The sequence below is a fragment of the bacterium genome (assembly GCA_013360195.1).
GTDB lineage: Bacteria > Electryoneota > RPQS01 > RPQS01 > RPQS01 > JABWCQ01.
The window spans coordinates 160,739-172,553 of sequence record JABWCQ010000001.1; the positions used below are offsets into that span (position 1 = coordinate 160,739).

Annotated in this window: 10 protein-coding genes; all 10 read right to left on the reverse strand. The window is 52.6% G+C overall.

Annotated features, from left to right (window positions below; genetic code table 11):
• Positions 1-33 precede the first annotated feature (33 nt).
• Positions 34-1,311, reverse strand: a complete 1,278-nt coding sequence (locus HUU59_00730) for an adenylosuccinate synthase (GenBank protein ID NUO17960.1) — start codon at positions 1,309-1,311, stop codon at positions 34-36.
• Between the two features lie 63 nt (positions 1,312-1,374).
• A complete protein-coding gene (gene secF, locus HUU59_00735; protein ID NUO17961.1) occupies positions 1,375-2,283 on the reverse strand; it encodes a protein translocase subunit SecF in 909 nt (302 codons plus the stop codon).
• On the reverse strand, positions 2,283-4,328 hold the full coding sequence (gene secD / locus HUU59_00740) for a protein translocase subunit SecD (GenBank protein ID NUO17962.1): 2,046 nt from the start codon (positions 4,326-4,328) through the stop codon (positions 2,283-2,285). The genes secF and secD overlap by 1 nt, the downstream gene beginning before the upstream one ends.
• Positions 4,329-4,393: 65 nt before the next feature.
• Entirely contained in the window at positions 4,394-5,359 is a 966-nt protein-coding gene (locus HUU59_00745; GenBank protein NUO17963.1) for an RluA family pseudouridine synthase, read from the reverse strand.
• A complete protein-coding gene (gene lspA / locus HUU59_00750; protein ID NUO17964.1) occupies positions 5,280-5,900 on the reverse strand; it encodes a signal peptidase II in 621 nt (206 codons plus the stop codon). Before lspA ends, HUU59_00745 begins: the two co-directional genes overlap by 80 nt.
• A complete protein-coding gene (locus tag HUU59_00755; GenBank protein ID NUO17965.1) occupies positions 5,897-6,367 on the reverse strand; it encodes a TraR/DksA family transcriptional regulator in 471 nt (156 codons plus the stop codon). The genes lspA and HUU59_00755 overlap by 4 nt, the downstream gene beginning before the upstream one ends.
• Before the next feature lie 17 nt (positions 6,368-6,384).
• Entirely contained in the window at positions 6,385-9,666 is a 3,282-nt protein-coding gene (locus HUU59_00760; GenBank protein NUO17966.1) for an isoleucine--tRNA ligase, read from the reverse strand.
• Position 9,667: 1 nt separating this feature from the next.
• Positions 9,668-10,489, reverse strand: a complete 822-nt coding sequence (locus HUU59_00765; GenBank protein ID NUO17967.1) for a purine-nucleoside phosphorylase — start codon at positions 10,487-10,489, stop codon at positions 9,668-9,670.
• Positions 10,464-10,952: a DivIVA domain-containing protein gene (locus tag HUU59_00770; GenBank protein NUO17968.1), complete on the reverse strand. Its 489-nt coding sequence runs from the start codon at positions 10,950-10,952 to the stop codon at positions 10,464-10,466. Before HUU59_00770 ends, HUU59_00765 begins: the two co-directional genes overlap by 26 nt.
• Positions 10,949-11,656 carry a YggS family pyridoxal phosphate-dependent enzyme gene (locus tag HUU59_00775; protein ID NUO17969.1) on the reverse strand — a complete coding sequence of 236 codons (708 nt, stop codon included), beginning with the start codon at positions 11,654-11,656 and terminating at the stop codon, positions 10,949-10,951. Before HUU59_00775 ends, HUU59_00770 begins: the two co-directional genes overlap by 4 nt.
• Positions 11,657-11,815: the final 159 nt, after the last annotated feature.

Genomic DNA, 11,815 nt, shown 5'->3' on the forward strand with positions numbered 1-11,815 from the left:
GCAGTATGCAAGGCTGAATCCGGTCCTGTTTGTCTATTGCAACATTATCGTTTGTTCCCGCGAGGCACCGACCGATGCGATGGACACGGGCACGCCGGTGAATCGCTCGATATACCGCAAATACTCTTGTGCTTCGCGAGGGAAGTCTGACCAGCTGGTCACTTTGTCTAGGCTTTCCTTCCAGCCCGGCAGCTCCTCGTAGATGGGCTCCACGGACATCAATATCCTGCTGTCCGACGGGAAATTCTTGTAGGTTCTCTGGCCATCCGTATAGGCCACGCAAAACTTGATCTTTTCCATGCCGGTCAAGATGTCAAGCTTGGTCACCGCCCAGGAGTCAATACTGTTTACGCGGGCTGCGAAACGGGCGGCGACCCCATCGTACCAGCCGCAACGTCTCGGCCGGCCCGTCGTTGCACCATACTCATCCCCTTTTTCGCGCAGCCGACTCTGCTCTTCACCGTCAGTGATTTCGGTCGGAAACGGCCCTTCACCAACTCGCGTCGTGTACGCTTTGATTATGCCGATTACGTTGTCAATCCGTCTGGGTCCGAGTCCAAGTCCGGTGCAGGCGCCGCCAACGGTAGGATTAGATGAGGTCACGAAGGGGTAAGTGCCCATATCCACATCCAGAAGTGTTCCCTGTGCTCCTTCCAGAATCACGTTCTTACCTGCACGAATCGCCTCGTCAAGGAGAACGGACACGTCCTTCACATAGGGGTCAATCTTCTGGTCAAATGCGACATACTCTTCGACGATGGCCTCCACATCCATCTCGGCAGCGGAATAGACCTTGGACAGAAGCCGGTTTTTCTCTTCGACGTTGGCGCGAATCTTCTGTCTAAGATAATCACGATCGAGCAAATCCACAATACGTATTCCAACGCGAGATACCTTATCAACATAGGCCGGACCAATCCCACGGCCTGTCGTGCCGATTCTCACCCGCTCGCCCTGTGATTCATGGAGGCTATCGAGCAACTTATGATAGGGCATAATCAGGTGCGCTTGATGGCTTACAAAGAGCCGACCATCAAGATTTATTCCGGCGGCCTCCAGTTGCGCGATCTCATCCAGCAGCGCACCGGGGTCCACTACCACGCCGCCCCCTATGACGCAAATCGTGTTCGGTCTAAGAATTCCGGCCGGGAGCAAGTGCAGGACGAACTTGCGGCCGCCCTCAATAATCGTGTGGCCGGCATTTGCACCGCCCTGATAACGGCAGACAACGTCGGCCCGCTCGCTAAGGTAGTCAACGATCTTGCCCTTGCCTTCATCGCCCCATTGGGCGCCCAGTACTGCTGTGACCACGGTTTGATACCTTTTTCAAAAAAAATGCCCCGCTCTCGCGGGGCGCGAGGCACTGAAATCAGATTACTTTTTCTTGCCTTTTAGAATTGCTTTTTCAGCCCATTCAACAACGACCGGTGCCGAAACAAACACGGTTGCATAGGCCGAGCAGATGACACCGACCATCATGACAAAGCTGAAGCCGCGCAGCACTTCGCCACCGAAGACGTATAGCACCAAAGTTGTCAAGAACACCGTCACGGACGTGATCACCGACCGAGACAGAGTTTCATTGATTGAAATATCCATGATGTCGGCCAGACTAGTGTCCTTGAGCTTCTTCATGTTCTCGCGGATTCGGTCAAACACGACAATGGTGTCATTAATGGAATAGCCAATCAACGTCAGAAAGGCCGCAAGAACGGACAGTGAGAGTTCGTAGTTCATGAACACAACAAAGGCAAGGGTCACGCCGACGTTATGCACTAGCGCAATAATACCCCCAATCGCGAATTCGAACCGGAATCTCCATGAAATGTAGGCGAGCAGCAGCACCAGCGCAACAACTGCCGAAATATAGGCGGAATTTCTCAATTCCCGGCCAACGCGCGGACCGACGAGGGCGATATTCCGGATTTCAATTGGATTCCCCGGAAAAGCGTTGGTCAGAGTTTCCTGAATCTGAGCCTGAGTGTTCGTGCTGTTCTCCACGACCTTCATGCGAATCAGAATATCCGTCTGAGACCCAAGACCTCCAATAGTCTTTACCTCTCCGACCTCGAGGCTGCCCAGTGCGGAGCGGACTTGTCCGTCGGTCACTGCTTGGGCGAAGCGTACGGTCAAGTCCATTCCGCCTCGGAAGTCAACCGACCAATTCGGTCCGCGGACAATCATGACGATTATTCCGACCAGGGTGATTATCGCGGAAATCGTCAGCGTGCGCCAGCGATGCTGGACAAACTTGTAATTTGCGTTTGCGAAGAACTGTGGCATCAGACGCTCAGGGTCTTAAGTTGACGACCCGAAGTGTACAAGTCGTACACAAGGCGGGTCAGGAAAACGGAGGTGAACATGTTAATCAAGATACCGACCGTCAATGTCAGAGCGAATCCCTTGATTGCACCGGTTCCGTAAATCAGCAATACGACGCCGGCGATGGCCGTAGTCGTGTTTGAGTCAATAATCGTCAGCAACGCGCGGCTGAAGCCCGTGTCAATGGCTGCGCGGACGGACTTACCTGCGCGAAGTTCTTCCCGAATACGCTCGAAGATGAGCACATTTGCGTCCACGGCCATACCGATAGTCAGAATGATACCGGCGATACCGGGCATTGTCAAAGTGAACTGGAACATAGCCAGTGCGCCCATCAGCAGGAAGAGGTTGAAAATCATGGCCAAGTCCGCGATGAGTCCCGAACCCTTGTAATACCAAATCATGAAGAGAATCACCGCGACAAAAGACACAATCAAGCAGAGCTTGCCGGCATCCACTGAATCCTGACCGAGAGACGGGCCGACTGTGCGTTCCTCCGCAACAGTGACAGAGGCGGGCAAGGCACCGGCGCGCAACACGATTGCGATGTCTCTCGCTTCTTCGACGTCATCGAGTCCTGTGATAACCGCTGAACCGCCGGAAATCTTTTCCCGCAGATTCGGAGCCATATATACCTTGTCATCCAGCACGATACCTAAGCGGTTGCCGACATTCGCACCGGTCACACGGGAGAACACGCGGCCGCCGTCGCGGGTGAATTCGATTTGTACAATCGGCTTGCCGGACTGCTCAGGGTCGTAGCCCGAACCAATGGAAGAACGCGCGTCTGCCAGTTTCTCACCGGTCATTTCCGCACGCGACTTTACAACGTAAAGTCTCCAGTATTCCTTCTGATCGGTGCCAATTTTTTCGGGACGTGCCGACCAGAGAAATTCAAGATCTCCCGGAATGAACCGCTTGTACTCATGCGAACTTAAATAGCGCATGACTTTGCCACGGTTCTCGGACGGGACAAGTATATCGCCGGTGCCGCCTACAAGGAGGGACAGAAGCGGATTCGTTGCGCTTGCAGAGGTATCGCCAAGAGTGGTGTCATTTTCAGCGAACAGGTCCTCGGCGGACTGCACCGTATCCGACTTGGTCGTATCAGAAGCAAGGGTGTCAGCTTTCAGGGAATCGGCAGTCAGCGTGTCCGTTGTAGCAACAGTGGTGGTATCGCCTCGCATGCGCTTTGCGATCGCCTCATCCAAAGCCAGAAGAACCTGCTGCGCACGCTCGGTTTCAGCCAGGAGTTTGAATTCAAGCAAAGCGGTTCGGCCAACAAGTTCCCGAGCGCGAAGCGGATCCTTAACACCCGGAAGTTCCAAAGCAATCCGGCGAGACCCAAGCTTGCTGATCGAAGGCTCCGAGACCCCAAACTGGTCAACACGGTTTCGCAGAATTTCCAATGAACGGTCCACAGCGTCGTCAGACGTTTCGCGCAACGATGAGATTATCTCATCATCGGTTTGCCCGGCGTCGCCCCAATAGCGGTTCAGGGAGACGTTCATGCGCTTCGCCGCTTGCGCCAACGCACTGAAAACATCTGCGTCAGCCGATTTCGCTGCGGGCGTAATCTCGCGGATGAGAGCCTCGTATTGGTCGTCCTTGCCTTTGGCGCTATTCTGGAGCAATTCGAGCAGGTCAACTTCGAGTACAAGGTACATGCCGCCCTGCAGGTCCAATCCGCGCTTGATGGCAAGCGAACGATTCGCCTGAAGCGACTTGGCAAAGTCACCTCGCATGTAGTTAATCTGCTCGATGGCAGCGCTCTTGTCCATTTCAGACAACTCAGATGCCTGAATCTCGCCGATCAAGTCCACGTCATCCCGATAGATGTCCGAGGCTAATCTTGCGAGCGGTATACCTGAAGTCGCGGATAGCTGGGTCAGCAATTCCGACTCCTTTTGAGAGAGCTGCTCGTAACGCAAGGTCGGATACAATAAGTACCCGCCTAACACCAGAAGCACGACAACGACAATGATTCTAAACCGATGTTGTTTCATAACTTATCAGTGGGCAAACCAGAAGGGTGAAGTTTGCAAAGACCTTCAATATACAACGTTCTGACCTATTTGTCAAGCTCAAGAAGTGCGTCTTCCTTCAGTATTTCCAGAACCTTAGAAAACGCTACAGGTGGTTCGACCGCGAAACTAAGAGCACTGCCTGATACTGGATGAACGAATCCCAATGTCCGCGCATGCAGCAAAAAATGCTCAACATTATCAAACAGCTCGTGATAGAATTTCTTCCTGTTTCCGCCGAAATGACCGATACGCTTCAGTCTTCCGCCGTACGAGGAGTCCCCAAAGACGGGGTGGCCGATGTGTTCAAGGTGAACGCGAATCTGATGTGTTCGGCCTGTGCCCAGTTTCAACTTCAAATACGCGGTGTCCGCATAGTTCTCGATGACGTGATATGTTGTGACAGCTTCCTTCCCGCCACGCCGCACCACGGCGAATCTCTTTCTGTCCCCGGGGTGTCTGTCAAGCTGAGCTTCAATGACGTCGCCATCATTGCGAAATCTGCCCCACACGATTGCCCGATATTCCCGGTCAACTGTTCGACTGCTGAACTGTTCCGTCAGTTTGCGGTGCACTCTTTCGTTTTTCGCGACCACCAGAAGGCCTGACGTTCCCTTGTCCAAACGATGGACGATCCCGGGTCTGAGATTTTCAGGATTCGTGGTCTGCCCCAGGTGATGCAGCAATGCATTCACAAGGGTGCCGCTGAAATTCCCATGCGCGGGATGTGTCACCATACCGGCCGGTTTGTTCACGACCAGCACATGCTCGTCCTCGAAGTGGATTTCAAGTGGAATCGCTTCCGGAGCTATGTCTGAAGGTTCCTGAGGCCGGAACAGAATCTCAACTGTGTCGCCGCCAGTCACTCGCCAGGATTTCCGGACGGTTTGTCCGTTCACAAAGACGAGTCCCGCCTCGATGAGGCTGTGAACCTTATTTCGGGATATCGCGGGCAGCGCCTGAGTCAGGAAGCGGTCCAACCGGAGCGGCTTCTGTCCCGCTGCTGCCTGCAGACGAAAGGGAGGATGAGTCGAGTCGTTCACCTGAAGTTTGAGGGAGGGGGGCAGGCTTCTTTACGAACAGAGTCTGCCAAATCAGAATCACGATTCCAATGGTCACACAGGAATCGGCAATATTGAAGACCGGCCACCGGTCCATAATGAAGTCCGGAAAATCAGCGTCGGCAAAGTCAGTGACGGAACCGAGGTGCGCACGATCGATCAAATTGCCTATGGCTCCGCATAGAAAGAGGAAAACAGGCCAGCGGGTGTGATCGTTGTCACGCAATAAATAGTAGAAATACCCGCACAATGCGATGGCGGCTGCCGAACCTAAGATGATAAGAACAGCGGGGGAGAATGGCTGCATGCCGAATGCGACACCGGGATTCTGAACGTAGGTAAATCGCAGCAGCTCGCCGATTACCGGTATGGATTCCCCAAGCACAAAATTTGACCGAACCCAGTATTTTGTGAGTTGGTCTATGCCAACGAGAAAAGCAAAGCCGAGCAACCACGGCCAAAGCGCCGGCCGCACGGCGGTTGGAGAGGTCATTCTATGCTATTCTTGGCCTCTTCGAGGCGGCGTTTGGCTTCAATGCTTAACTTCGCATGCGGAATTGCTTCAAGACGACGAAACTCGATTGGCTGGTTCGTCTCCATGCAATAGCCGTACGTTCCGTTCGCCATGCGTTCTTCAGCTTGGTCAAGCAGTGTCAGCATTTTCCCTTCGCGGCTGGCGAAGAGGAACGCCTTTTCCCGTTCCTGTGCGTCCGTGCCCTGATCGGCCATGTGATAACTGTAGGTGGAAGAATCACCTGAATAGGTGTCCGATGTTTGCTCCATGGAGCTTTCACGCAAATAGCCGATTTCCCGAAGGATTTCCTTGCGTCGCTCGTGGATCAAATGGCGGAAGTACTCCATCCACTCGGGCGAATAGTGGGACGGCTTGGCACCGTCCGGCCACTTCTGTGCGGCACCTCCCGTGCCCTCGTCCGCTTTCTTCTTCTTTTCAGTCGCCATAGTCGGTATATTGTTCCTTAAGCCTGTGTCAAAATGTTTGATTCCTCACTGCGGCGCGAGACGATCAGTCCAAAGTCGTAGTCGCCGGCCTTCTGATCGCCTGTCCCGTGAGTTAGTACAAGTTCGAGACAGAGAGTCTCGCGGCAAATATAGTCTTCAAACTGTTTAAGTGCCTCGGTCAGTTCCTGTGACTCGGTTGCCAGCTCTATCGAAATCCGGTCAGTTATTTCAAATCCGGCGTCCTTACGCGCTGATTGAATCGAATGAACCACCTCCCGCGCAAGTCCTTCAGCAACAAGTTCAGGCGTCATGTGAGTGTCCAGTGCGATAGTCATGTGGCCGTCCGATTGCACTGCATATCCCTCCAGTTCTTCGCGGCGAATCAAAACGTCCTCCGGAGTCAATTCCACGCCGCCAACCGAGATATTGTTCCCGCCGTCAAGGGCAACAATATGCTCTTTTGACAGCTGTTCGATTAGCGAAGCGATTTCCTTCATTCGCGCGCCGACTTTCTTCCCCAGAACTTTGAAATTTGCCTTGGCGGAAAGTGTCACCAACCCCGCATCATTGGAGCGAATCTCAATCTCCTTGACGTTTATTTCGTCCGCCACCAGCCAAACATAAGGAGCAAGTTCGGTTTCCGCCCCGGCCTCGGGCACCACCCACGTCATGCGCTGAAGAGGCTGCCGAACCTTGAGCTTTCGCTCTTCCCGCAGGGCGCGCGCAAGTGACACGGCTTCCTGCACACGCGCCATCTGAACCTCGAGATTGCGGTTACGCACGCGCTCGTCCGCCACTGGGTAAGAGGACAAATGAACACTTTCCGGTGCATTCACATCTAATCCGCGCACGAGATTCTGATAAATGTGCTCGGTGATAAATGGCAAGAACGGGGCCAACAACCTTACCAGCCCCTCTAACACTTCATATAAAGTGGCATAGGCAGCGTGCTTGTCCGCATCACTCTCTGACTTCCAGAATCTGCGCCGCGAACGGCGAATATACCAGTTCGTCAATTCATCAAGAAATGACAGGATCGCTTGCGAGGCCTTGCCGACATCGTATTGATCAAGGTTTGACGTGACCTCGGAAATCAGACGGTTGTACTCCGAAAGAATCCACTGATCCAACTCGGTTCGCTCAGACGGTGCTTGGCCAGGTTTCCACTCGTCAATCACTGCATAGGTGACAAAAAAGCTGTAACAATTCCACAGCGGCAGAATCACCGAACGCACGGCTTCGCGAATCTCCTCCTCACCGAATCGCTTGGCTAACCAAGGATTCGTCGCGAAAAAGATCCAGCGGACCGGGTCTGCACCGAATTTTTCGAACAACAGCATGGGATCGACGACGTTGCCCAATGACTTGGACATCTTCTGTCCCTTCGAGTCGAGCACAAGCTCCGTGCAAATCACGTTCTTGTAGCTCGACCAATTGACCGGGTTGCTCCAGAAGCCGACAGCCTTCTGGTCGCCCGCCTTCTTCGCTTCCACCATCTTGGCTTTTGCGATGAGGCAAGAGCAGGCGAGCAGCGTGTAAAACCAGCCGCGTGTCTGGTCCTGACCTTCGCTGATAAAGTCGGCGGGATACTGCGACATGAATAGATCTTCCGAACCGGGCTCGGCGGGATAACCGAATTGTCCCCACGGCATCAGCCCCGCATTGAACCAGCTGTCCAGAACGAAATTCTCGCGCCGCATCTCACGACCGTCTTTAGCACGCAAAATGACCTTATCGATAGCAGGTTTGTGAGGGTCCCAATCCCGCGCGAGGTCCATACCGGATTCATGTGCAAGCTTATGGAGTTCTTCGAGACTTTCAACACAAATTGCTTCGCTGCCGTCTTCGGTCATCCACACGGGCAACGGTGAGCCCCAATACCGCTCGCGAGTAACGTTCCAATCCTGCACATTTTCAAGCCAATTCCCAAATCTGCCGTCGCGCACATGTTCAGGTTTCCAGCCGATGTGCTGATTCGCCTCGAGCATCATGTCGCGCAGTGCCGTTGCGCGGATAAACCACGCCGGACGCGGGAAGTACATCAACGGAGTTTTCGTGCGGTAGTCAAACGGATAGGTGTGTGTGTACTTTTCCTTGCCGAGCAGAAGACCTTTAGCTTGCAGATACTTCAAAATATCAACGTCAAGACCTTCTTCACGAAATTCCCGTCCGGCAAACGGTTTGGCATGCTCTCCTACAAGTCCGTTCGCATCAACGGTCAACACCACCGGAATTTCCATCTTGCGCAGAATCCGGAAGTCGTCTTCACCGTAATTTGCCAGATGAACAAGCCCGGTACCGTCTTCAGTAGTCACATAGTCATCGCAAACGACAGAACAAGCGCGAGTTCCCGGCAAATTCAGCCAGTCAAACAACGGCTCGTATCTCATTCCCTCCAGATCCTTGCCCGTTCTCGTGCCGACCACTCGATAATCGCCGAGTATCGGCTTGAGAGCTTCGAGACGAGCCGTGGCCACAATTAATCGCTTGTCGTTTTCCGCACGCTCGATTATCGAATACTCAATATTCGGACCGCAGGCCACAGCCAGATTTGACAATAAGGTCCACGGCGTGGTAGTCCACGCGGTCAAGTAGAGATTTTCTTCACCGACAACCTTGAATTTCACAAATAACGTGAGGTCAGTAACTTCCTGATAGCCCTGCGCCACTTCGAAATTCGACAGTGTCGTTCCCGTGCGCGGGCTGTAGGCCATCACTCGATAGTCTTTATAGAGATAACGCGGTGATTGACCCAATCTTAAGGCGCGGTCACGCGCTTCGCCGTCAAGTTCCAGGTTCCACGCCTGTTTCAGAGTCCACCAATCGGACTGAATGTAATAGGGCTCGTAGGTCGCATAAGCATTCTCAAGATCGAGGAAACGCCCAATGCGGCGAATCGCAACTTCCCATTCACGCTTGAAGCGGAACACGGTCGTGCGGCAATAATCCACATACTCTTGTTCACCGTATTTCTGCACATCAAGCTTGGACGTAAATCCAAGTTCCTTGTCGGCAGTCAATTCAATCGGCAAACCGTGCGTATCCCAACCGGCTTTGCGCAGTACGCGATAGCCCTGCATCGTCTTGTAGCGCGGCCACAAATCTTTCAAGGCCGACTGCATCATATGCCCGATATGAGGCAACCCGTTTGTCCCCGGAGGCCCGTCGAAAAATACAAAATCCTGCTTCCCTTCACGCTCAGAAATAGAACGCTCAAAAACCTTCCGCTCTTCCCAAAGCTTCAGGATTTCATGGTCAACTGCCGGTAAATGTAATTTTTCGGATACGGGTTTTAACATATTAGAGTTGTTCAATCAACCCTGTCATGATCTTGGTCATCTTCGGTTCTGCTTCGGCGGCATTCTTCAGAATGTGTTCAATCGAAGCAGGCTTTAAGCAGTCGGCAAATCCTTCATCGGTAATAATGGACATTCCGAAGACTTCCATTCCCGAGTGATTCGCTACGATGACTTCGGGAACGGTGGACATACCCACCACGTCCGCGCCCATCATTCTAAGCATTCTGTATTCCGCGCGTGTTTCCAAATTCGGTCCAGCTACAGCCACATACGTTCCGCGATGAACCTTGCAACCCAATTCCATCGCGACTTTCTCGGCAATTCCGATTAATCTCCGTGAATAGGGTTCACTCATGTCGGGAAATCTCGGCCCCAGCTTCTCCTCGTTTGGACCAATCAGTGGATTATCACCCAAGAGATTGATATGATCATCCATGATCATCAAATCTCCCGCCTTATAGAGCGGATTGACACAGCCGCAAGCATTCGAAACCAGCATGGCCTTGCAGCCCATCGCTTTCATCACGCGCACAGGATAGGTAATCTCCTGCATTGTGTAGCCTTCATAATAGTGAAAGCGTCCCTGCATGGCCATGACATATTTGCCACCAAGCGAACCAAAGTGAAGTTTGCCGTGGTGTGTTTCCACGGTAGACTCCACAAAATGCGGAACTTCGCTGTAATCAATCGTAAAATCGCCCTGAATCTCCCGGGCCAAACCGCCCAATCCCGTTCCAAGGATTATACCAATTTCAGGGGTTCTCGAAATTTTGGACTTGAGCGAGTTTGTCGTTTCGTCAAGCTGGCGGAGTATCTTGCTCATTCGTTACTCGTGGAGGTTCCTTTTCCATTAAATCCAGTACCCAGCCGTGAGAGTTGTGGAGGAATCGCAGCCGCTCCACAAACAGGTCCTTTTGAACCTGCATGCCCCGAATTTGCTCTCGAATCTGTTCCAAGTGCCGCTCACCTTCGAGAAGTATTCGGTCGGCTTCCAATCTCGCCTCGGCCAAAACTGCCTCGCGTTCACGTTCCAACTGCTGCCGGGTTTCTGTCATACCCTGTTGGGCGGTGACGACGGCGTCACGCAGATTCCGCTCCATATCCTTGAAGGACCTCAACTGCTGTTCAGCGGCGCGCGCGGCTTCCCCGGCCTGAGAAAGCTGCACTTGAAGTTGGGCAAGCTCAGAGGCAACGGCTTCAAGAAATCCCCGCACTTCACCCATGTCGTAGCCTCGGAAGGAGCGACTGAATTCGTGCCTTGCAATGTCAACAGGTGTGAGGCTCATTGCTCCCTTGGTCCCCAAATGGCGGTGCCAAGTCTAACTTCCGTTGCACCCTCTTCGATGGCAATGTCAAAGTCATCACTCATTCCCATGGAGAGCACGTCAAAAGTCTGTATTTTTAATTGTTTAGAAACCTCAGTTGAAAGCTCGCGCAAGCGGCTGAAACAGGCGCGGATATGACTTTCGGTGCCGTCAAGCCTTCCAATTGTCATAAGTCCACAAAAATTAATATTTTCTAAGCCAAGAAGCTGTCCGACAAAGTCAACAGTGCTTTCCGGACTGACTCCCGACTTCTGAACTTCTCCGGATGTGTTCACCTGTATCAGGCAACGAATTGTCTTGCCCAGTTCGCGGGACCTGCTGTTCACAAGTCTTGCTGTCTCGATACTATCGATGGAGTCTATTGTGTCGAACAATTGAACCGCCTGTTTGACCTTGTTTGATTGCAAATGTCCAATCATATGAAGTCGGAGCGGGTTATCTGCGAAGAAGTCGTTTTTAAGTTTATATTTATTATTAGCTTCCTGGACCCTATTTTCACCAAGGTCCGTCAGGCCGAGGGCACGCGCTTTGCTCAAAACTTCGGTTGAATGGCCTTTCGTAACCCCGATGATTGTGATCTCATCGGGCCTTCGACCGGATTTTTGGCAAGCAATAGCTATTCTTTCAAGTACTTTGCGATAGTTATCCACATAATCCGACGGCATCGTGGGTCTCGCTCCTTGAGTCGAGCCTAAAATATAGGGGTTTGCCTTTGAAGGTGCAAGCCTTGTCGAAGAGGCAATTCATTTGCCTGCGGGTTGCGGTACGGAAACAGCCAATTGACGGCAATTTAAGAGGAAAAAAGGTCGCAAAAAAGGGGATTA